Annotated in this window: 19 protein-coding genes; 11 read left to right on the top strand and 8 right to left on the bottom strand. The window is 70.5% G+C overall.

Annotated elements, in window-relative coordinates:
• Positions 1 to 60 precede the first annotated feature (60 nt).
• From ACZ4N4_RS16410 to ACZ4N4_RS16385, 6 genes are all read left to right on the top strand, one after another.
• Positions 61 to 2,463 carry a bifunctional SulP family inorganic anion transporter/carbonic anhydrase gene (locus tag ACZ4N4_RS16410; protein ID WP_467588917.1) on the top strand — a complete coding sequence of 801 codons (2,403 nt, stop codon included), beginning with the start codon at positions 61 to 63 and terminating at the stop codon, positions 2,461 to 2,463.
• A gap of 171 nt (positions 2,464 to 2,634) precedes the next feature.
• A complete protein-coding gene (gene acs / locus ACZ4N4_RS16405) occupies positions 2,635 to 4,593 on the top strand; it encodes an acetate--CoA ligase (protein ID WP_453570288.1) in 1,959 nt (652 codons plus the stop codon).
• A gap of 192 nt (positions 4,594 to 4,785) precedes the next feature.
• Positions 4,786 to 6,174 carry a Na+/H+ antiporter NhaA gene (gene nhaA, locus ACZ4N4_RS16400; protein WP_467588913.1) on the top strand — a complete coding sequence of 463 codons (1,389 nt, stop codon included), beginning with the start codon at positions 4,786 to 4,788 and terminating at the stop codon, positions 6,172 to 6,174.
• A gap of 170 nt (positions 6,175 to 6,344) precedes the next feature.
• Positions 6,345 to 6,830, top strand: a complete 486-nt coding sequence (locus ACZ4N4_RS16395) for a phage holin family protein (protein ID WP_453570293.1) — start codon at positions 6,345 to 6,347, stop codon at positions 6,828 to 6,830.
• Positions 6,827 to 7,747 (top strand): alpha/beta fold hydrolase, encoded by a 921-nt coding sequence (locus ACZ4N4_RS16390; RefSeq protein WP_450761583.1) that lies wholly within the window; start codon positions 6,827 to 6,829, stop codon positions 7,745 to 7,747. Before ACZ4N4_RS16395 ends, ACZ4N4_RS16390 begins: the two co-directional genes overlap by 4 nt.
• Before the next feature lie 127 nt (positions 7,748 to 7,874).
• The gene (locus tag ACZ4N4_RS16385; protein WP_351713367.1) at positions 7,875 to 8,054 is read left to right on the top strand and encodes a hypothetical protein; all 180 of its coding nucleotides are present in this window, start codon (positions 7,875 to 7,877) and stop codon (positions 8,052 to 8,054) included.
• A 4-nt stretch (positions 8,055 to 8,058) separates the two neighbouring features.
• Here ACZ4N4_RS16385 and ACZ4N4_RS16380 read toward each other — a convergent pair whose 3' ends face one another.
• The 3 genes from ACZ4N4_RS16380 to nth all read right to left on the bottom strand — a co-directional run bounded on the left by ACZ4N4_RS16380 (position 8,059) and on the right by nth (position 11,123).
• Positions 8,059 to 9,258, bottom strand: coding sequence for a MarP family serine protease (locus ACZ4N4_RS16380; protein ID WP_467589131.1), 1,200 nt, complete (start codon positions 9,256 to 9,258; stop codon positions 8,059 to 8,061).
• A 13-nt stretch (positions 9,259 to 9,271) separates the two neighbouring features.
• Entirely contained in the window at positions 9,272 to 9,979 is a 708-nt protein-coding gene (locus tag ACZ4N4_RS16375) for an NUDIX hydrolase (protein ID WP_453570297.1), read from the bottom strand.
• A 97-nt stretch (positions 9,980 to 10,076) separates the two neighbouring features.
• Positions 10,077 to 11,123, bottom strand: a complete 1,047-nt coding sequence (gene nth / locus ACZ4N4_RS16370; protein ID WP_467588908.1) for an endonuclease III — start codon at positions 11,121 to 11,123, stop codon at positions 10,077 to 10,079.
• Positions 11,124 to 11,375: 252 nt separating this feature from the next.
• Between nth and ACZ4N4_RS16365 the strand changes: the two genes are divergently transcribed.
• Together ACZ4N4_RS16365 and ACZ4N4_RS16360 are read left to right on the top strand one after the other, a co-directional pair.
• Entirely contained in the window at positions 11,376 to 12,050 is a 675-nt protein-coding gene (locus ACZ4N4_RS16365; protein WP_018547939.1) for a Crp/Fnr family transcriptional regulator, read from the top strand.
• Between the two features lie 104 nt (positions 12,051 to 12,154).
• Positions 12,155 to 12,985, top strand: coding sequence for a nucleotidyltransferase (locus ACZ4N4_RS16360; protein ID WP_453570302.1), 831 nt, complete (start codon positions 12,155 to 12,157; stop codon positions 12,983 to 12,985).
• Between the two features lie 178 nt (positions 12,986 to 13,163).
• Here the strand turns inward: ACZ4N4_RS16360 and ACZ4N4_RS16355 are convergent, their stop codons facing one another.
• The 4 genes from ACZ4N4_RS16355 to ACZ4N4_RS16340 all read right to left on the bottom strand — a co-directional run bounded on the left by ACZ4N4_RS16355 (position 13,164) and on the right by ACZ4N4_RS16340 (position 15,659).
• Positions 13,164 to 13,994, bottom strand: a complete 831-nt coding sequence (locus tag ACZ4N4_RS16355) for an MBL fold metallo-hydrolase (protein ID WP_467588904.1) — start codon at positions 13,992 to 13,994, stop codon at positions 13,164 to 13,166.
• Between the two features lie 2 nt (positions 13,995 to 13,996).
• Positions 13,997 to 14,872 (bottom strand): NUDIX hydrolase, encoded by an 876-nt coding sequence (locus ACZ4N4_RS16350; protein WP_467588902.1) that lies wholly within the window; start codon positions 14,870 to 14,872, stop codon positions 13,997 to 13,999.
• 164 nt (positions 14,873 to 15,036) lie between these two features.
• Positions 15,037 to 15,504 (bottom strand): RidA family protein, encoded by a 468-nt coding sequence (locus ACZ4N4_RS16345; protein WP_360492406.1) that lies wholly within the window; start codon positions 15,502 to 15,504, stop codon positions 15,037 to 15,039.
• Complete coding sequence (locus ACZ4N4_RS16340) at positions 15,501 to 15,659, bottom strand: DUF4177 domain-containing protein (protein ID WP_019992579.1); 159 nt, start codon at positions 15,657 to 15,659, stop codon at positions 15,501 to 15,503. Before ACZ4N4_RS16340 ends, ACZ4N4_RS16345 begins: the two co-directional genes overlap by 4 nt.
• Before the next feature lie 152 nt (positions 15,660 to 15,811).
• On the opposite strand from ACZ4N4_RS16340, the gene bagA reads away from it, so the two are divergent.
• Both bagA and ACZ4N4_RS16330 read left to right on the top strand, forming a co-directional pair.
• A complete protein-coding gene (bagA, locus tag ACZ4N4_RS16335) occupies positions 15,812 to 16,789 on the top strand; it encodes an ATPase BagA (RefSeq protein ID WP_453570309.1) in 978 nt (325 codons plus the stop codon).
• Positions 16,786 to 18,354 (top strand): ArsA family ATPase, encoded by a 1,569-nt coding sequence (locus ACZ4N4_RS16330; protein WP_467588898.1) that lies wholly within the window; start codon positions 16,786 to 16,788, stop codon positions 18,352 to 18,354. Before bagA ends, ACZ4N4_RS16330 begins: the two co-directional genes overlap by 4 nt.
• 155 nt (positions 18,355 to 18,509) lie before the next feature.
• On the opposite strand, the gene wblA is transcribed toward ACZ4N4_RS16330, so the two are convergent.
• The gene (wblA, locus tag ACZ4N4_RS16325; RefSeq protein ID WP_132856581.1) at positions 18,510 to 18,848 is read right to left on the bottom strand and encodes a transcriptional regulator WblA; all 339 of its coding nucleotides are present in this window, start codon (positions 18,846 to 18,848) and stop codon (positions 18,510 to 18,512) included.
• Positions 18,849 to 19,429: 581 nt separating this feature from the next.
• On the opposite strand from wblA, the gene ACZ4N4_RS16320 reads away from it, so the two are divergent.
• Positions 19,430 to 21,742: a transglycosylase domain-containing protein gene (locus tag ACZ4N4_RS16320; protein ID WP_467588895.1), complete on the top strand. Its 2,313-nt coding sequence runs from the start codon at positions 19,430 to 19,432 to the stop codon at positions 21,740 to 21,742.
• Positions 21,743 to 21,895 lie beyond the last annotated feature (153 nt).

Here is a 21,895-nt window from a genome sequence, read left to right as displayed (position 1 = left end):
GCCCGCTGGCGAGGGGTCCCCCTGTTCCGCGACCGCGCTGCCCCGGAGGAGACGGGAAACATGTCATCAGCCTGCGTACCCACCCACCCCGAGAACCTCGGCCCGGCCCAGGCCGGAGCCCGGGCCGGAGCCACAAGTCCCCAGCGCACCAAAGGCGCTGACCGGCCGCCGAGCCCGCCCACGCCCCCACGCCGGCGTTTCCTGATCGAGGGCGCCGACCTGTCCGCGTCCCTCTCGGTCTTCCTGATCGCCCTGCCGCTCTCCCTCGGCATCGCCCTCGCCACCGGCGCCCCCCTGCAGGCCGGGCTGGTGGCGGCGGCCGTCGGCGGACTGGTCGCCGGGCGGCTCGGCGGCTGCCCACTCCAGGTCAGCGGCCCGGCCGCCGGGCTCACCGTGGTCACCGCCGATCTGATCCACCGCTACGGCTGGCAGGCCACCTGCGGCATCACCGTCCTCGCCGGACTGGCCCAACTCGGCCTGGGCTGCCTGCGGGTGGCCCGCACCGCGCTCGCCGTCAGCCCGGCCGTGGTGCACGGCATGCTCGCCGGCATCGGTGTCACCATCGCCGTCGCCCAGTTGCACATCGTGCTCGGCGGCAACCCGCAGAGCTCGGTCCTCGCCAACCTCCGCGCACTGCCCGCCCAGTTGGCGAACCTGCACCCGGCCGCCGTGGCGATGAGCGCGCTGACCCTGGCCCTGCTGTTCGGCTGGCCCCGGATCCCCGGCAGAGCGGGCCGTCTGCTGCGCACGGTCCCGGCGGCCCTGGTCGCCGTCGCCGGTGCGACCGCGACCGCCACGCTCACCGGGCTCACGCTGACCCGGGTCGACCTGCCGTCCTGGAGCAGCCATGCCCTGGCGGGGCTGCCCGAGGGACCGGTGCTCGGCATCGTGGCCGCCGTGCTCACCACCACGCTGGTGTGCAGTGTGCAGTCGCTGCTCGGCGCGGTCGCCGTGGACAAGCTGGTGGCCGGCCGTCCCGGAACCCAGTCCCGGGTCGGCCGGTCCGACCTGGACCGCGAACTGCTCGGTCAGGGCGCGGCCAACATCGTCTCCGGGGCGCTCGGCGGACTGCCGGTCGCGGGGGTCGCGGTGCGCAGTTCGGCCAATGTGCAATCCGGTGCCGTCAGCCGGAACTCCACGATGCTGCACGGCGTTTTCGTAGTAGTCGCCGCGCTGCTGATGGTCCCGGTCCTGGATCTCATCCCGCTCGCCTCGCTCGCCGCCCTGGTGATGGCCGTCGGCATCCAGATGGTGTCCCTGCACCACATCCGCACGGTGACCCGCCACCGTGAGGTCGCGGTGTACGCCGTCACCACACTCGGCGTCGTGATGCTCGGCGTCCTGGAGGGCGTGCTCCTCGGGGTCGCCGTGGCCGTCGCCGTCGCCCTGAACCGCCTCGCCCGCACCCTCATCACCCATGAAGAGAAGGGAGGAGTCCATCGCGTACACGTAAGAGGGCAGCTGACGTTCCTGGCGGTGCCCCGGCTCAGCAGAGCCCTGCACCTCGTGCCCCAAGGAGCACCCGCCGTCGTGGAGTTGGACGGCTCGTTCATGGACCACGCGGCGTACGAGTCACTGCGGGACTGGCGCCGGGCCCACATCGCACAGGGCGGCTCCGCCGAGCTGACCGGTTGCCGGGTGGGCGTGCGCTCACCGGAGTACGTCGGCCACGGACCTGAGCACGGGCCTCGCCCCGAGCCCCGTGCCGGTCACGGACATGGGCCGGGCCTCGTCAGGTCGGGCCTCGCCCGCTGGGGCGGCGGCAGGGCCGGCGGAGCCGGTCATGAGCTCGCGCAGGGGATCGGCCTGTTCCAGCGCGACACCGCGCCCCTGGTACGGGAGGAGCTGGCCCGGCTGGCGCGCGAGGGGCAGCGGCCGTCGCAGCTCTTCCTCACCTGCGCCGACTCCCGGCTCGTCACCTCGATGATCACCTCCAGTGGCCCGGGTGACCTGTTCGTGGTCCGCAACGTCGGCAATCTGGTTCCCCTTCCGGGTGAGGAGAACGGCGACGACTCGGTGGCGGCCGCGATCGAGTACGCGGTGGACGTACTGAAGGTGCGGTCCATCACGGTGTGCGGGCACTCCGGGTGCGGGGCGATGCAGGCGCTGCTGAGTTCCGGTGCCGAGGGCGGCACGAGTCCGCTCGGACGCTGGCTGCGGCACGGGCTGCCGAGCCTGGCGCGGGTGGCCGACGCAGGCCGTCCGGGGGTCCGGCTGGCCGGGCGGGCGGCGGCGGACACGGCGGAGCGGCTCTGTCTGACCAATGTGGTCCAGCAGCTGGAGCATCTGCGGGCGCACGACTCGGTGTCGCGGGCGCTGGCGGCCGGCGAGCTGGAGCTGCACGGGATGTACTTCCATGTGGGCGAGGCGCAGGCGTATCTGCTGGGCCGGCCCGAAGGCGAGGAAGAGGGAGAGGTGTTCGAGGGGGTACCGGGCGCGGAGGAGCTGCGCAGCCCGGCCTGAGGAGGCGGCGAGGACCTGTCGGCGCCGTCCAGGCCGGCACCGGCGGGCCCTGCGTGTCCCACCGCAGCCGACAGGTCTAAACCAATTTTTCGACGGCCCTTGTCACCGGGCCCCCGGGTCTGATGAGCTGTGGCCTGGGACACAACGGACACCCTTGGAAAGGGAGATGTCGTGAGCAACGAAAGCCTGGCCAACCTCTTGAAGGAGGAGCGACGCTTCGCGCCGCCTGCTGACCTGGCCGAGAACGCCAATGTCACGGCCGAGGCGTACGAACAGGCCAAGGCTGACAGGCTCGGCTTCTGGGCCGAGCAGGCCCGCCGGCTGACCTGGGCCAAGGAGCCGACCGAGACGCTGGACTGGTCGAACCCGCCGTTCGCGAAGTGGTTCAAGGACGGCGAGCTCAATGTCGCGTACAACTGCGTGGACCGGCACGTGGAGGCCGGCCGTGGCGACCGGGTCGCCATCCACTTCGAGGGCGAGCCCGGCGACAGCCGTGCGATCACCTATGCCGAGCTGAAGGACGAGGTCTCCAAGGCGGCGAACGCCCTGCTGGAGCTGGGAGTCCGCAAGGGCGACCGGGTCGCGGTCTACATGCCGATGATCCCGGAGACGGCGATCGCGATGCTCGCCTGCGCCCGGATCGGCGCCGCGCACTCCGTGGTCTTCGGCGGCTTCTCGGCGGACGCGCTCGCCACCCGTATCCAGGACGCGGACGCCAAGGTGGTCATCACCTCCGACGGCGGCTACCGGCGCGGCAAGCCGTCCGCGCTCAAGCCGGCCGTGGACGAGGCGGCCGGCAAGGCCGGCAACGTCGAGCATGTGCTGGTCGTCCGGCGCACCGGGCAGGAAGTGGCCTGGGACGACACCCGGGACGTGTGGTGGCACGAGATCGTCGAGCGGCAGTCCGCCGAGCACACGCCCGAGGCCTTCGACGCCGAGCACCCGCTGTTCATCCTCTACACATCCGGTACGACGGGTAAGCCGAAGGGCATCCTGCACACCTCGGGCGGCTACCTCACCCAGGCGTCGTACACGCACTGGGCGGTGTTCGACCTCAAGCCGGAGACGGACGTGTACTGGTGCACGGCCGACGTCGGCTGGGTGACCGGCCACTCGTACATCGTGTACGGGCCGCTGGCCAACGGCGCGACGCAGGTGATGTACGAGGGCACTCCGGACACCCCGCACCAGGGCCGGTTCTGGGAGATCGTGCAGAAGTACGGGGTGACGATCCTGTACACGGCGCCCACCGCGATCCGGACGTTCATGAAGTGGGGCGACGACATCCCCGCGAAGTTCGACCTGTCCTCCCTGCGGGTGCTGGGTTCGGTGGGCGAGCCCATCAACCCCGAGGCCTGGATCTGGTATCGCAAGCACATCGGCGCCGACCGGACCCCCATCGTGGACACCTGGTGGCAGACCGAGACCGGCGCGATGATGATCTCGCCGCTGCCGGGCGTCACCGCGACCAAGCCCGGTTCCGCGCAGACCCCGCTGCCCGGCATCTCGGCCACGGTGGTGGACGACGAGGCGCACGAGGTGCCCAACGGCGGTGGCGGCTATCTGGTGCTGACCGAGCCGTGGCCGTCGATGCTGCGCACCATCTGGGGCGACGACCAGCGGTTCCTGGACACCTACTGGTCGCGTTTCGAGGGCAAGTACTTCGCCGGTGACGGGGCGAAGAAGGACGACGACGGCGACATCTGGCTGCTCGGCCGGGTGGACGACGTCATGCTGGTCTCCGGGCACAACATCTCCACGACCGAGGTGGAGTCGGCGCTGGTGTCGCACCCTTCGGTCGCCGAGGCGGCCGTGGTCGGCGCGGCGGACGAGACGACCGGGCAGGCGATCGTCGCCTTCGTGATCCTGCGGGGCACGGCGAACGCCGAGGACGAGGGCCTCGTCAACGAGCTGCGCAACCACGTCGGCGCCACGCTCGGCCCCATCGCCAAGCCGAAGCGGGTGCTGCCGGTGGCGGAGCTGCCGAAGACCCGCTCCGGCAAGATCATGCGCCGGCTGCTGCGCGATGTCGCCGAGAACCGCCAGCTCGGTGATGTGACCACGCTGACGGACTCGACGGTCATGGACCTCATCCAGGCGAAGCTCCCGGCGGCGCCGAGCGAGGACTGATCCCGACCGAAGGTCCCAGAAGGGGCGCCCGGCGCGAAACGCGCCGGGCGCCCCTTTTGCACCTACCGTGAGACTCACCTGGCAACGCTCGCCACACCTTAGGTAAAGTAAGCAAAGTAGCGTGTTCCTCAAGGTGTGCCGGGAAGTCTGGTCGGCAAGTAGACCCGTCCTGCCCACCGACCGGAGGTCTCCGTGTCCGCGCCCCGCACCACCCCCGCCCGCAAGGTCCTCGGCCGGCTCTCGCTGCCCGAGCGGACCATCGTGGCGGACGCGCTGCGGGCCGAGACCGTGGGCGGTGTGCTGCTGCTGATCGCCGCGATAGCCGCCCTGGTCTGGGCGAACGTCCCGGCGCTGCGCCACAGCTACGAGACCGTCGGTGACTTCCACCTCGGCCCGGGCGCCCTCGGCCTGAACCTCTCCGTCACCCACTGGGCCGCCGACGGCCTGCTCGCGGTCTTCTTCTTCGTCGCCGGCATCGAACTCAAACGCGAGCTGGTGGCCGGCGACCTGCGGGACCCGAAGGCGGCCGTGCTGCCGGTGGTCGCCGCGCTGTGCGGGATGGCCGTACCGGCGCTCGTCTACACCCTCACCACCCTCGCCGGCGGCGGCTCCACCCAGGGCTGGGCGGTGCCCACGGCCACCGACATCGCCTTCGCGCTGGCCGTGCTGGCCGTCATCGGCACCTCGCTGCCGGGCGCCCTGCGCGCCTTCCTGCTCACCCTCGCGGTCGTCGACGACCTGTTCGCGATCCTGATCATCGCGGTCTTCTTCACCGCCCGGATCGACTTCGCGGCGCTCGGCGGCGCGGCCTTGGGCCTCGCCGTCTTCTGGCTGCTGCTGAGGAAGGGCGTACGCGGCTGGTACGTGTACGTGCCGCTCGCCCTCGTCATCTGGGCGCTGATGTACAACAGCGGCGTGCACGCGACCATCGCCGGTGTCGCCATGGGCCTGATGCTGCGCTGCACCACCCGCAAGGGTGAGCAGCACTCCCCCGGCGAGCACATCGAGCATCTGGTGCGACCGCTGTCGGCAGGGCTCGCCGTGCCCCTGTTCGCGCTCTTCAGCGCCGGCGTGAAGGTGTCCGGAGGGGCGCTCGGGGACGTGTTCGGCAGACCCGAGACGCTCGGCGTGGTCCTCGGACTGGTGGTCGGCAAGACGGTCGGGATATTCGGCGGGACCTGGCTGACCGCTCGCTTCACCCGGGCCTCGCTCAGCGAAGACCTGGCCTGGGGCGACGTCTTCGCGGTCGCCTCGCTCGCCGGTATCGGCTTCACCGTGTCGCTGCTCATCGGCGAACTCGCCTTCGCCGGCGACGCCGTACTCACCGACGAGGTCAAGGCCGCCGTGCTCACCGGCTCGCTGATAGCGGCCCTGTGCGCCACGGTGCTGCTGAAAATACGCAACGCCCGCTACCGGCGGCTGGTCGAGGCCGAGGAGCGGGACGACGACCTCGACGGCATCCCGGACGTCTACGAGCAGGACGACCCGGCGTACCACCTGCGGATGGCGGAGATCTACGACCGCAAGGCCGCCGAACACCGCCGCATAGCCGCCGAGAAAGCCGGGCAGGCCGCCGGGTAGGCGCCGGCGAAGGTCACCACGGGCACGACCGGGCAGGGGCCGCCGAAGGCCGTCACAGGCGCGACGCGCCTGCCGAAGTGCCGGGCGGGGCAGGCGCGCAGGGCAACCGTCCGGCATGATCTGACGAGACGGTACAAAAGACGATGACAAGTACGCAGAGGGAGACCGCGATGAGCGCACCCGACGGCAGCCCGGTCGGTGCCGAACGCAGCATCGGCCAGTTGTTCGCCTCGGCCACGTCCGAGATGTCGGCGCTGGTGCACGACGAGATCGCGCTGGCCAAGGCCCAGCTGAAGCAGGACGTCAAGCGGGGCGCGACGAGCGGTGGCGCCTTCTCGGCGGCCGGTGTGCTGCTGCTGTTCTCCCTGCCGATGCTCAACTTCGCGCTGGCATACGGCATTCGGACCTGGAGCCACTGGAACCTCGCGATCTGCTTCCTGCTCTCCTTCGCGGCGAACGTCCTGGTGGCCGTCGCCCTCGCGCTGGTCGGCGTGGTGTTCGCGAAGAAGGCCAAGAAGGGCCAGGGCCCGCAGAAGGTCGCCGCGTCGGTGAAGGAGACGGCGGGCGTACTGCAGAACGCCAAGCCGCATCCGCGTCCGGCACTCCCCAGGGATGACATGCCGGCCATCGAGGCTGTGGGACGCTCGTCGTCATGAGCGATCCCGCCCCCTCGGCCGTACGGCTCGAAGGCCCCTGGACCCACCGGGACGTCGCGGCGAACGGCGCGCGCTTCCACATCGCCGAACTCGGCGACGGCCCGCTGGTCATGCTGGTGCACGGCTTCCCGGAGTTCTGGTGGACCTGGCGGCACCAGCTGGTCGCGCTCGCCGACGCGGGCTTCCGGGCCGTCGCCATGGACCTCAGGGGCGTCGGCGGCAGCGACCGGACCCCGCGCGGCTACGACCCGGCCAACCTCGCCCTCGACATCACCGGCGTGATCCGCTCGCTCGGCGAGCCGGACGCCGCGCTGGTCGGCCACGACCTGGGCGGTTATCTGGCGTGGACCGCGGCCGCGATGCGCCCCAAGCTGGTACGACGCCTCGCGGTGGTGTCCATGCCGCACCCGCGGCGCTGGCGCTCGGCGATGCTCCGGGACCGCCGGCAGTCCGCCGCCGCCTCCTACATCTGGGGCTTCCAGCGGCCGTGGGTCCCCGAGCGGCAGCTCACCGCCGACGACGGGGCGCTGGTCGGCCGGCTGATCCGGGACTGGTCGGGGCCACGGCTGCCCGAGGACGAGACGGTGGAGACGTACCAGCGGGCCATGTGCATCCCCTCCACCGCGCACTGCTCGATCGAGCCGTACCGCTGGCTGGTGCGCTCGCTGGCCCGCCCGGACGGCATCCAGTTCAACCGTCGGATGAAGCGCCCGGTGCGCGTCCCGACGCTGCATCTGCACGGCTCCCTGGACCCGGTGGCCCGCACCCGCAGTGCGGCCGGCTCCGGCGAGTACGTCGAAGCCCCGTACCGCTGGCGGCTGTTCGACGGACTCGGGCACTTCCCGCACGAGGAGGACCCGGTCGTGTTCTCCACCGAACTGGTCAACTGGCTGAAAGACCCCGAGCCCGATCGGTGACCGCGCCGATGCGCCCGGTATCCGGATCTGCACACCTGTTCTACGAACGGCCACATGCCCCGCGCATAGGCCGATTGAGGGCCGTGCCGGAGGTTATCGACCTTGGGGCGGGGGCAGACGTCGGGGTATGGGCTGGACGCACGACTACAGTGACGCACCCCGCAACCGCCGTACGACAGGCGGTCTGAACTCCCATCGAGGAGCCGCCCCGCAGTTGCCGGGCACGGACCTCAGGGTGGGGATTCCGCACATCCTGCGGCGCCGGGCCCGCTGGGTCTCGGTCCGTCTGCGCCATACCCGCGCATGATCCCTCACAGCGCGCAGCTGTCGGTCCCGACCTGCTGATTCGCGGTACGGCCCCGGGCGATGTCCGCCTGGATCTCGCCGGCCGTGAGGGCGTACCCGGTGTCCGCGTCGTCCAGTGACTTCGCGAAGACGACCCCGTACACCTTGCCCTGAGGCGTGAGCAGCGGGCCGCCGGAGTTGCCCTGACGGACGGTCGCGTACAGCGAGTAGACGTCACGACGGACGGTGCCCCGGTGGTAGATGTCCGGGCCGTTGGCGGTGATACGGCCGCGCACCCGGGCGGCACGGACGTCGTACGACCCGTTCTCCGGGTACCCGGCGACGATCGCGCTGTCGCTGGTCCCGGCGTCCGCCGCGGAGAACTTCAGGGCCTTCGCCGGCAGGTCCGGCACGTCGAGTACGGCGATGTCGCGCTGCCAGTCGTAGAGGACGACCTTGGCGTCGTACTTGCGGCCCTCGCCGCCGATCTGGACGGTGGGCTCGTCGACGCCGCCGACCACGTGCGCGTTGGTCATGACACGGCGGTCGGCGAAGACGAAGCCGGTGCCCTCGAGGATCTTGCCGCAGCTCTGCGCGGTGCCCGTCACCTTGACGATGGACCGCTTGGCGGTGGTGGCCACCGCGCTGTTCGCGAGCGCCGGGTCGGGCGGTGAGACATCGGTGATCGGCTCGTTGGCGAAGGGGCTGAAGACCTGCGGGAAACCGTTCTGCGCGAGGACCGCGGAGAAGTCCGCGAACCAGGTGTCGGCCTGGTTGGGCAGCGCTCTGGACACCCCGAGGAGCACCTTGGAGTTACGGACCTCCTTGCCGAGGGTCGGCAGCGTGGTGCCCGCGAGCGCGGAGCCGATCAGCCAGGCGACCAGCAGCATCGCCACCACGTTGACCAGCGCGCCGCCGGTGGCGTCCAGCGCGCGGGCCGGGGACCAGGTGATGTACCGGCGCAGTTTGTTGCCCAGATGCGTGGTCAGAGCCTGGCCGACCGAGGCGCAGACGATGACGACGACCACGGCGACCACCGCGGCGGTCGTGCCCACCTCGGCGTTGTCGGTCACCGCGTCCCAGATCACCGGCAGGACGTAGACGGCGACGAGTCCGCCGCCCAGGAAGCCGATCACCGACAGGATGCCGACGACGAACCCCTGGCGGTAGCCGACGATCGCGAACCACACGGCGGCGACCAGCAACAGGATGTCCAGCACATTCACGGTGGACACCCTGTCATGACCGCCAGTCGAGCGGGACCAGCTTCTCGCGGTCCCAGGAGCGCTCCCATCCCGCGTAGTGCAGCAGCCGGTCGATCACCCCGGCCGTGAACCCCCACACCAAGGTCGATTCGACCAGGAATGCCGGACCTCGGTGGCCGCTGGGGTGCACGGCGGTGGCCCGGTTGGCCGGATTCGTGAGATCCGCCACGGGGACCGTGAAGACCCTCGCCGTCTCGTTCGGATCCACCACCCCCACCGGGCTCGGCTCGCGCCACCAGCCCAGCACCGGGGTGACCACGAAGTGGCTCACCGGGATGTACAGCCTGGGCAGTACCCCGAACAGCTGCACACCGGCCGGATCGAGCCCGGTCTCCTCCTCGGCCTCGCGGAGAGCGGCCCGCAGCGGCCCGTCGGCCTTCGGGTCGCCGTCCTCGGGGTCGAGGGCGCCACCGGGGAACGAGGGCTGCCCGGCGTGCGAGCGCAAGCTACCGGCCCGCTCCATGAGCAGCAGCTCCGGCCCCTGCTCGCCCTCGCCGAACAGGATCAGCACGGCCGACTGCCGCCCCGTGCCGTTCTCCGGCGGCAGGAAGCGGCTCAGCTGGACCGGCTGGACCGTCTCGGCGGCCCGCACGACCGGGTCCAGCCACTCCGGCAGGCCGTCCTTGCTGAGCACCACATCCGCGTGCGGATCCCCCGTGTGCGCCCTGCCGCCCTGTGTCATGGCATCCCCCGTCCCGCCCTGCTGCCCCGGCCTGCCTGTTCCAACGCCCGAAGACTCCTTGATCGTTCCGTCTTTCGCCCCTGGGAAGGTCCCTAGTTCATGTCCCTGATACGGCGCCGAGTGGCGGCGCCGGCCTGCCGCCCGCGTCCAGATACGCCTGCGGGGGCTTGAGGCGCTGGCCGGGGAAGCCGCCCTTCTCGTACTTGAGCAGCTTCTTCGCCTTCTCCGGGTCGGTCTCGCCCTCGCCGTAGGCCGGGCAGAGCGGCGCGATGGGACAGACCCCGCAGGCGGGCTTGCGGGCGTGGCACATCCGGCGGCCGTGCCAGATCACGTGGTGCGAGAGGTCGGTCCACTCGCTCTTGGGAAACAGCGCGCCGACGGCCGCCTCGATCTTGTCGGGGTCGGTCTCCGCGGTCCACCGCCACCGGCGCACCAGGCGCTGGAAGTGCGTGTCCACGGTGAGGCCGGGGCGTCCGAAGGCGTTGCCCAGCACCACGAAGGCGGTCTTGCGGCCGACGCCGGGCAGCTTCACGAGGTCTTCGAGCCGCCCCGGGACCTCGCCGCCGAACGACTCCACCAGGGCCTTGGAGAGCCCTATCACCGACTTGGTCTTGGCCCGGAAGAAACCGCACGGCCGCAGGATCTCCTCGACCTCCTCCGGGTTGGCCTCGGCCAGTTCCTCGGGGGTGGGGTACTTCGCGAACAGGGCCGGGGTGGTCTGGTTGACGCGCAGATCGGTGGTCTGGGCGGAGAGCACCGTGGCGACCAGCAGCTGGAAGGGGTTCTCGAAGTCCAGCTCGGGGTGGGCGTACGGGTAGACCTCGGCGAGTTCGCGGTCGATCCGGCGGGCACGGCGCACCAGGGCGGTGTGCGACTCGGGCTTCCAGGCCGCCTGCGGCTTCTCGGCGACGGCCTTCTTGGGTGCCGCCTTCTTCGCCACCGCCTTCTTCGCGGGCTCCGTCTTCTTCGCTGCCGCCGTCTTCTTCATGGGCTCAGTCTTCTTCGCCACCGCCGTCTTCTGCGCCGCGGCCTTCTTCGTCGCCGTCTTCTTCACGGCCTTTGCGGCTTTCGTCGCCCTTTTCGGCTCATCAGGGGCAGCATCGGACCCCTGTTCGCCCACAGCGGAAACACGACGTACAACCACCCGCCCAGCCCCCTTGGCCTGTGCTCTCACCGGCGATTTGGACACCCGGCCAGCCTAGAGCCCGGCACCGACATCCGCCCCGGACCCGGAAGATCAGCCCCCGATTGGACCCCTGCCGCTTACCTCGGGACACCTGTGCGGCATCCTTGTGACAGATCACACTGTTTGAATCCTCCGGCAAAATGGGGAACACGGTCCCCTGGTAACAAGGGGGAGCAAGATCCCCTGAGCAGGTCGACAAGGAGAGAACTCGTGGACGACGTTCTGCGGCGCAACCCGCTCTTCGCGGCGCTCGATGACGAGCAGTCCGCGGAGCTGCGTGCCTCCATGAGTGAGGTGACCCTCGCGCGTGGCGACTCCCTGTTCCACGAGGGCGACCCGGGCGACCGGCTTTATGTCGTCACCGAGGGCAAGGTAAAGCTCCACCGCACTTCCCCCGACGGCCGCGAGAACATGCTCGCCGTCGTCGGCCCCGGCGAACTGATCGGCGAGCTGTCGCTGTTCGACCCGGGCCCGCGTACGGCGACGGCGACCGCACTGACCGAGGTCAAGCTGCTGGGTCTGGGCCACGGTGACCTCCAGCCCTGGCTGAACGCCCGCCCGGAGGTGGCCACCGCCCTGCTGCGCGCCGTCGCCCGCCGACTGCGCAAGACCAACGACGCCATGTCCGACCTGGTCTTCTCCGACGTCCCGGGCCGGGTCGCGCGTGCCCTCCTGGACCTGTCGCGCCGCTTCGGTGTGCAGTCCGAGGAAGGCATCCACGTCGTCCACGACCTCACGCAGGAGGAGTTGGCCCAGCTGGTCGGCGCGTCCCGCGAGACCGTGAACAAGGCACTGGCGGACTTCGCCCAGCGTGGCTGGCTGCGTCTGGAGGCGCGGGCCGTGATCCTGCTGGACGTCGAGCGTCTGGCGAAGCGTTCCCGGTAGTCGCCCGGTAGTCGCCGTCTCCGGGGGCTGCCGCCCCCGGTACCCCGCCTGTCGGCCTCCGGCCTCGTCCTCAGCCATCGGGCGGGCTCAGATTTGGTTGTTCCATGCCTGAAACGGTCCCGTCCAGAGGACTCGACCCCCTGGGCTTCATCGAGCGCGAGGGTTCGCACGCGCGCGTGCCGCACGCGTTCCGCCCCGTGGTCGCCGCCGCCCGCGACCGCCTCCTGGACGTCTTCGGGGCGCGGCTGGACAGCGCCTACCTCAACGGGTCGATTCCTCGCGGCACCGCGCGCGTGGGACGCAGCGACCTGGACCTGGTGGTCGTCCTGCGGACGGAGCCGAGCGGCGCCGACCGGGACGCGGCCCTTGGCCTCGGCCAGGCCGTCGACAAGGAGTTCTGGGAGATCGACGGGGTCGGGACCCTGCTCTTCTCCCGTGCGCGGGTGCTCGACGAGCGGGAGCGGTACGACATCGGCTGGTTCGTGGCCTGCCTGTGCACCCCGCTGCTCGGCGAGGACCTCGCCGAGTACCTGCCCCGCTACCGGCCCGACTCCCTGCTCGCCCGCGAGACCAACGGCGACCTGGCCCGGTACCTGCCGCGCTGGCGGCAGCGGATCGCGGCCGCGGGCGACAGCGAGGAGGCCCTGCGGCCCCTGGTGCGCTTCATGTCACGGCATCTGGTGCGGACCGCCTTCACCCTCGTCATGCCCCGCTGGAACGGCTGGACCAGCGATCTGCGGGAGATGGCAGAGGTGTTCGCCGGCTACTACCCGCAGTGGGCCGAACAGGTGCGCCGCGCGGCCGGGTTGGGGTACGAGCCCGTCGGCGACCGTACGGTCTTGCGGTCGTACGTCGACGACCTGGGCCCTTGGCTGGCGGACGAGTACGCGCGCGTGCACGGCGTGAGGACCCCAAGACCCGAGGGCTGGGAGTAGGTCCGGCCCAAGGGCTGGGTTCGTCCGGATCCCGGCCTGCGAGATCCCGGGCCTGTGGGCTGCGAGATCCCGAGCCTATGGGCTGCGAGATCCCGGGCCTATGGGCTGCGAGATCCCGGGCCTATGGGCTGCGGGGTCCCAGGCCTGCGGGCTGCGGGCTGCGGGATGCGGGATGCGGCTAGATCAGCCCGTGCTCGCCGAGGTAGTCCAGCTGGGCCCGTACCGACAGCTCCGCGGCCGGCCACAGGGAGCGGTCCACGTCCGCGTAGACGTGGGCGACGACCTCGGCCGGGCTGCGGTGGCCGTTCTCCACGGCCGTCTCGACCTGGGCGAGCCGGTGGGCACGGTGGGCCAGGTAGAACTCGACGGCGCCCTGTGCGTCCTCCAGGACGGGTCCGTGGCCCGGCAGGACCGTGTGCACGCCGTCGTCGACCGTCAGGGAGCGCAGCCGTCGTAGCGAGTCCAGGTAGTCACCCAGGCGGCCGTCCGGGTGGGCCACCACCGTCGTGCCGCGCCCCAGGATGGTGTCGCCGGTCAGGATCGCGCGGTCGGCCGGGAGATGGAAGCTCAGGGAGTCGGCGGTGTGGCCGGGGGTGGGTACGACCCGGAGCTCCAGGCCACCGGTCGTGATCACGTCGCCGGCCGCCAGCCCCTCGTCACCCAGACGCAGCGCCGGGTCGAGGGCACGCACGCGCGTGCGGGTCAGCTCGGCGAAGCGGACGGCGCCCTCGGCGTGGTCGGGGTGGCCGTGGGTCAGGAGGGTGAGCGCGATGCGCTTGCCGGCCTTCTCCGCCGTGTCGACGACGTTCTCGAGATGGCCGTCGTCCAGCGGACCGGGGTCGATCACGACGGCCAGGTCGGAGTCGGGCTCGGCGACGATCCAGGTGTTCGTGCCGTCCAGGGTCATCACGGAGGCGTTGGGTGCCAGCACGTTGACGGCCCGTGCGGTGGCGGGACCCGAGAGGACCCCGCCGCGCGGCTGGCCGGGCAGGGCTGCTGCGTTCGTCATGCTCAGGCTCCCCCGGTCGTGAGGTCGGTCGGTATGTGCTTGGTGAACTCGTCGTGGCCCGGCCAGCTCAGGACGATCTCGCCGTCCTCCAGGCGGGCGCGGGCCAGTACCGGGGTCATGTCCCGCGCGGGCGCCGCCGCGAGGGTCTCGGCGGCCGTGCCGTACGGCATCAGCTGGCGCAGGGTCGCGATCGTGGGCGGCATCATCAGCAGCTCGCCCTTGTCGTACCCGGCGGCCGCCTCCGCCGGGCGGATCCACACCGTGCGGTCGGCCTCCGTGGAGGCGTTCCGGGTGCGCTGGCCCTCCGGGAGGGCGGCGACGAAGAACCAGGTGTCGTAGCGGCGGGACTCGAACTCCGGGGTGATCCAGCGCGTCCAGGCGCCCAGCAGGTCCGAGCGCAGGACCAGGCCCCGCCGGTCCAAGAACTGGGCGAAGGACAGATCACGGGCGACCAGGGCCGCGCGGTCGGCCTCCCAGTCGTCCCCGGTGGTGTCCCCGACCACGACGTCGGCGGCCGGCCCCGCGAGCAGGACGCCGGCCTCCTCGTACGTCTCCCGCACGGCGGCGCAGACGATCGCCTGGGCGCCCGCCTCGTCGACGCCGAGCCGCTGCGCCCACCACGCGCGCGTGGGGCCCGCCCAGCGGACCTGCTGGTCGTCGTCGCGCGGGTCGACACCGCCGCCGGGATACGCGTACGCGCCTCCGGCGAAGGCCATGGAGGCGCGTCTGCGCAGCATGTGGACGACGGGACCGCCGGGGGTGTCCTTGAGGAGCAGGACGGTCGCCGCGCGCTTCGGGGTCACCGGCACGAGGGTGCCCTCCGCGTGTGCGCGGATGCGGTCCGGCCACTCCGGGGGATACCACTGTCCATCGGCCATTACCGGAGGCTATCCCGTGGGGAGCGAATGTTCGAGAGGGGCTCCGGGGCACCCGGAGGTGCCACGGGAAGCACTTTCGGCGGCCACCGGCCGGATGCCGTTACGGCAGCGCTTACGGCGGCCACCGGCCGGATGTGGCTACGGCAGCCACCGGCCGGATCTGGCTACGGCAGCAGTTCGACCTGGACCTCGACCTCGACCGGTGCGTCCAGCGGGAGCACCGCGACGCCCACCGCGCTGCGCGCGTGCACGCCCTTGTCGCCGAGGACCTCGCCGAGCAGCTCGCTGGCGCCGTTGATCACGCCGGGCTGGCCGGTGAAGTCGGTCGCGGAGGCGACGAAGCCGACGACCTTCACCACGCGCGCGATGCGGTCCAGGTCACCGGCGACGGACTTCACGGCGGCCAGGGCGTTCAGCGCGCAGGTGCGGGCCAGTTCCTTGGCCTCCTCCGCGGTGACCTCGGCGCCGACCTTGCCGGTGACCGGAAGCTTGCCGTCCACCATCGGCAGCTGGCCCGAGGTGTAGACGTACACACCCGACCGGACGGCCGGCTGGTAGGCGGCGAGCGGCGGGACGACCGCCGGCAGCGAAAGACCGAGTTCGGCCAGCTTGGCCTCGACGGAGCTCGTCACGGCTTCTCCCGCTTCAGGTAGGCCACGAGCTGCTCAGGGTTGTTGGGCCCGGGCACGACCTGGACGAGCTCCCAGCCGTCCTCGCCCCAGGTGTCCAGAATCTGCTTCGTGGCATGGACGAGCAGCGGCACGGTTGCGTATTCCCACTTGGTCATGGAGCCGACTGTATCCGCTGTGACGGACGGGACACGTGGCCGACCACCGGGCCGGTGACGGCCGGTTGCCACCGGTCTCGGCGGCCGACCGTACGCACGGTTATCCACAGCCTCCCGCGTGAGTGTCCGGCCGACTGGTTAGTCTCGAAGATGTGAGCAGGCTCCAGGTCGTCAGCGGCAAGGGCGGGACCGGAAAGACGACGGTCGCCGCCGCACTCGCGCTGGCCCTCGCGACCGAGGGGAAGCGGACGCTTCTCGTGGAGGTCGAGGGTCGGCAGGGCATCGCCCAGCTTTTCGAGACGGAGGCGTTGCCCTACGAAGAACGCAAAATCGCGGTCGCGCCGGGAGGCGGTGAGGTCTATGCGCTGGCCATCGATCCCGAACTGGCCCTTCTGGACTACCTCCAGATGTTCTACAAGCTCGGCGGGGCCGGCCGGGCCCTGAAGAAGCTCGGTGCGATCGACTTCGCCACCACCATCGCACCGGGCCTCAGAGACGTCCTCCTGACCGGCAAGGCGTGCGAGGCGGTGCGCAGGAAGGACAAGGCCGGCCGGTTCATCTACGACTACGTCGTCATGGACGCCCCGCCGACCGGCCGCATCACCCGCTTCCTGAACGTGAACGACGAGGTGGCCGGGCTCGCCAAGATCGGCCCGATACACAATCAGGCGCAGGCCGTGATGCGGGTGCTGAAGTCCAAGGAAACGGCCGTGCACCTGGTCACCCTGCTGGAGGAGATGCCGGTCCAGGAGACCGCCGACGGTATCGCCGAACTGCGCGCGGCGCGGCTGCCGGTGGGCCGGGTCATCGTGAACATGGTCCGGCCGGAGGTGTTGGACGCGGCCGACCTGGAACTCGTACGGACCGTACCGCGCACCGCCGTGGCGCAGACGCTGTCCGCCGCCGGTCTGGGCGGGGCGCGGCGCGGCGGGAAGGCCGAGCAGCTGGTGGACCCGCTGCTCGCGCAGGCCGCCGAGTACGCCGAGCGGTACGCGCTGGAGCACGAGCAGCGCGCGGTCCTCGCCGAGCTGGACCTGCCGCGGCACGAACTGCCGCTGCTCGCCGAGGGGATGGACCTGGCGGGCCTGTACGAACTCGCCACCGAGCTGCGGAAACAGGGGATGTCATGACTTCGGACCCGGATCCGGACCCGGCGCAGGACGGCACGCGCCGACTGGCCCACGCGCCGGCGCTCGACGTCGACGCGCTGCTCGACGACCCGAACACCCGGATCGTGGTGTGCTGCGGCTCGGGCGGGGTCGGGAAGACGACGACCGCGGCGGCGCTGGGGCTGCGGGCCGCCGAGCGCGGCCGCAAGGTGGTCGTGCTCACCATCGACCCGGCCAAGCGCCTGGCTCAGTCCATGGGCATCGACTCGCTCGACAACGTGCCACGGAAGGTGAAGGGCACCGAGGACCAGGGAGAGGCGTCACGCGGCGATGCGACCGCGGGCGACGGACACCGGGCGGGCAGCGGTTCGGCCGGGGACGGCGGGAAGCGGGCCGGCGGCGACAAGACCGACGACGGCGGGCAGCGGGCCGGCGGCGAACTACACGCCATGATGCTCGACATGAAGCGCACCTTCGACGAGGTCGTCGAAGCGCACGCGGACGCCGAGCGGGCGGCGGCCATCCTGGCCAACCCCTTCTACCAGTCGCTCTCGGCGGGCTTCGCGGGCACGCAGGAGTACATGGCCATGGAGAAGCTGGGCCAGCTGCGGGCCCGGGACGAGTGGGACCTGATCGTCGTCGACACCCCGCCCTCCCGATCCGCGCTGGACTTCCTGGACGCGCCTAAGCGGCTGGGCTCCTTCCTGGACGGCAAACTGATCCGCCTGCTCACCGCGCCGGCGAAGCTGGGCGGCCGCGCGGGCATGGCCTTCCTGAACGTCGGCATGTCGATGATGACCGGCACTCTCGGCAAGCTGCTCGGCGGGCAACTGCTCAAGGACGTGCAGACGTTCGTGGCCGCGATGGACACGACGTTCGGCGGGTTCCGTACGCGCGCGGACGCGACGTACAAGCTGCTTCAGGCGCCCGGTACGGCGTTCCTGGTGGTGGCGGCTCCGGAGCGGGACGCGCTGCGTGAGGCCGCGTACTTCGTGGAGCGGCTGGCCGCGGAGGACATGCCACTGGTCGGTCTGGTCCTCAACCGTGTCCACGGCAGCGGTGCCGCCCGGCTGTCCGCCGAGCGCGCGCTCGCCGCCGCGGAAAACCTTGAGGTCGCGGAAAATCTTGAGGAGTCCCGCATTGTGGATCAGGGTGACGGGAAAGCTGGACTTCGTAACTCTCCCGACACGTACGGCAGTTCTGAATCATCCGCGTCCGAGTCCGACGGCTCCCCCTCGTCCGGCCTCGACGGGACGACGACGCCCCAGACGCCCCCGGCAGACCAGGTACCCCAGACAGACGAATCCCCCTCGTCCCTGCCAGGGTCCGACGCGTCCGAGCCCGACTCCGACCCGGCCGGCGGCGCGGACCGCACCGTGGACCAGCTCACCGCAGGCCTGCTGAGGCTGCACGCCGAGCGCATGCAGCTGCTCTCCCGCGAGCAGCGCACACGTGACCGCTTCACCGCACGCCACCCCGAGGTGGCCGTGGTCGAAGTGGCCGCGCTGCCCGGCGATGTGCACGACCTCGCGGGACTGCGGGACATCGGCGACCGGCTCGCGGCCGACCGACCGGAGCTGCCGTAGCCGAACCGCCGTAGCCGAACCGCCCCGGCCAAGCTGCCGTAGTCGTATGCCGGTAGCCGGCCGAATGCCCGTTGCCGTATGCCCGCGGAGTCTCCGGAGGGCGTATGCCACCGGCAGGTTCTGCGGGTTGTTCAGTCGGTGGCGCGGCGGGTGATTCAGCTCACTGCCGCGTAGTTCTCGTACACCTCGTCGCTGTCGAGGGGGACGATGCCGGTCCCCCGCTCGTACTCCGAGCGCGCTGTCTCCAGGAGCCTGCGCCAGGAGGTCACGGTGGGACGCCTGCGCAGTAGTGCGCGGCGCTCCCGCTCGGTCATTCCTCCCCACACGCCGAACTCGACGCGATTGTCCAGCGCGTCGGCCAGGCATTCCGTGCGTACCGGACACCCGGTGCACACCGCCTTGGCCCTGTTCTGCGCTGCTCCCTGAACGAACAGTTCATCCGGATCGGTAGTGCGGCAGGCAGCCTGCGCACTCCAGTCGGTTACCCAGCCCATACCGGCGCCGTCCTCTCCCGAATCGAGGCTCCCCCACGGCGGCAGCGGCATATTCACCGCCGCCAGTTGAGGACGTTACGGAAGGTGGGCACAGCGCAACACCCCCTTCGGGCCCAATCTTGAATGGCCCGAACGGACTATGGGTAAGCGGCAGATCACCCGCGGGAGTGAGCTGACGACATGCGTGATCATCCCGACAAACCGGTACAGCTGTGGTGCGTCACAACGGACGCCGGATGACACACGAGGCGGATTCGGGCACGCCTTCAACACGTCACCCGAAAAAAATGGGCGGGTTCCGGAACGATTCGGGGTCGCCGGACGTATTGATACGTGGCCGCGCTGCTGTGACAGTTGAGAGCAGCTTAGGCCAAGGCCTGCACGTGTGTCCGGCGAATGGCGAGGTAGACCGTTCATGTCGTCGTGCCGTCGGCTAGGCGCAGCCATGCGGTCAGGCGGATCGGGCCGCGGCGGGCCGGTGTTCTGGTCGTGTCGCCCTCTATGTCACGATCCGGCACCCGAACATCCCGAGAGCAGCCCGCTCACGCGGAATGCTCATCCCTACGGATTAGGCTGCCCCCATGCCAAAGAAGCGCTCGGGCGGTGGTCTGTCGACCACGCAGCAGGCCGCCAAGTTCCTCGGTGTCAGTGTGCTCGCGGGAGCCGTGATGGCGGGCATCGCACTGCCCGCGGCCGGCGCCCTGGGCCTCGCGGCCAAGGGTTCGGTCCAGGGCTTCGACGACATCCCGGCCAACCTGAAGAGCCCGCAGCTCAGCCAGCGGACCACGATCCTCGACAGCAAGGGCAACCAGATCGCCCAGGTCTACTCCCGTGACCGCACGGTGGTGGACCTCAAGGACATCTCGCCCTACATGCAGAAGGCGATCGTCGCGATCGAGGACTCGCGCTACTACCAGCACGGCGCCATCGACCTGAAGGGCGTCCTGCGCGCGCTGAACAAGAACGCGGTGAGCGGCGGAGTAGCCCAGGGCGCCTCCACACTCACCCAGCAGCTGGTGAAGAACTACTTCATCGAGGAGGCCGGCGACGACCCCACCAAGGTCGCGCAGGCCACCCAGCAGACCCTCGGCCGCAAGGTCAAGGAGCTGAAGTACGCGATCCAGCTGGAGGAGAAGCTCGGCAAGAAGAAGATCCTCGAGAACTACCTGAACATCACCTTCTTCGGAGAGCAGGCCTACGGCATCGAGGCCGCCTCCCAGCGCTACTTCTCCCAGCACGCCAAGAACCTCAACCTCCAGCAGTCGGCCCTGCTGGCCGGCATCGTGCAGTCGCCCAGCCGCTACGACCCGGTCAACGACGAGGCCGAGGCCACCAAGCGGCGCAACGTCGTGCTCGAGCGCATGGCCCAGCTCGGCGACATCTCCCAGGCGGAGGCCGACAAGGCCAAGGAAGCCCCGCTCGGTCTGCATGTCACCCAGCCCAAGAACGGCTGCATCACCGCCTCCAAGGGCGCCGGGTTCTTCTGCAAGTACGTGGAGAACGTCTTCCTCACCGACCCGACCTTCGGCAAGACCCGCGAGGCGCGCGCCAAGCTCTGGAACCAGGGCGGTCTGACCATCCGCACCACCCTGGATCCGCAGGCCCAGGACTCGGTGCAGAGCTCGATCAAGGACCACGTCTACAAGGCCGACTCGGTCGCCGCGGCCGCCACCCTGGTGGAGCCGGGCACCGGCAAGATCCTGGCGATGGGCCAGTCGAAGCCGTACGGCTACAACAAGAACGAGACCGAGTACAACTTCTCGGTCGACCGGGACTACGGCGGCTCCAACTACGGCTTCCCGACGGGTTCGACGTTCAAGCCGTTCGTGGCCGCGGCCGCCATCGAGGGCGGCAAGCCGGCGACGCAGGAGTACTCGGCGCCGTACAAGATGAACTACCCGAGCCCCGTCCAGCAGTGCGACGGCAAGCAGTGGGTCAACACGGACAACGAGCAGGTCGAGAACGAGAACGAGTCCGAGGTCGGGCCGTACCAGATGAAGAAGGCGATGGCGAAGTCCATCAACACCTACTTCGTCCAGCTGATCTCCGACATCGGCCTGTGCCCGGTGGTCAAGATGACCGACGCGCTCCACGTCCACCAGGGCGACGGCTCGAAGCTCCCGCAGACACCGTCCATCGCCCTCGGCGCGATCGGCCTCTCCCCGCTGACCATGGCGAGTGCGTACGCCACCTTCGCCGACCGCGGCATGTACTGCACGCCGGTCGCCATCCAGTCGATCACCCAGAAGGTCGGCAACGAGCAGCAGTCCCTGCCCGTGCCGAAGTCGACCTGCTCGCGGGCGATGAGCGAGAAGACCGCCGACACCATCAACACCCTGCTGCGCGGAGTGGTCGACTCCGGTACCGGTCAGGAGGCCGGCCTGGACGACCGCGAGAGCGCCGGCAAGACGGGTACGACGGACTCCCGCAAGAACGCCTGGTTCGTCGGCTACACCCCGAACCTCGCGGGCGCGGTCTGGGTCGGCAGCGCCAAGCAGAACATCGAGATGAACCACATCACCATCGGCGGTGTCTACCACGACGAGGTCTTCGGCGCCGACACTCCCGGCCCGATCTGGAAGGACGCCATGACCGGCGCCCTGGAGGGCAAGCAGTCGGAGTCCTTCAACCTCATCGACATCCCGGACGAGGACGACCACGACAAGGGCAACGGAAACGGCCACGGCAACGGGAACGGCCACGGCCGCAACGGCGACGACACGGGCGGCCTGATCGGCGGTCTCATCGGCGGCGGCACGGGCGACGGCGGCACGACGGACGGCGCGACCACCGCCGGCACCACCACCCCGAACCCGACGTTCTCCTTCCCCGACGGCTTCATCCAGGGCAACGGGAACGGCGGGAACAACGGAAACGGAGGCCGCAGGGGCTGACCCGCCTGCTGCCGGCTTTCGCTTTCTTATCGGTACGACGGCGGGGGCGCACCCCCGTGAGAGGGGTGTTGGCCCACCGTCATCCCACCTCCCGCAACTTCCGAGGCTGCGGGTGGTTCTGGTGCTGCCAATGCTGTCAGGGCTTCTGGTGCT

The sequence above is a fragment of the Streptomyces sp. NPDC026538 genome (genome assembly GCF_055567535.1).
Note: the sequence above shows the minus strand (reverse complement) of the source record. Positions and strands in the feature narration are given on the sequence as shown.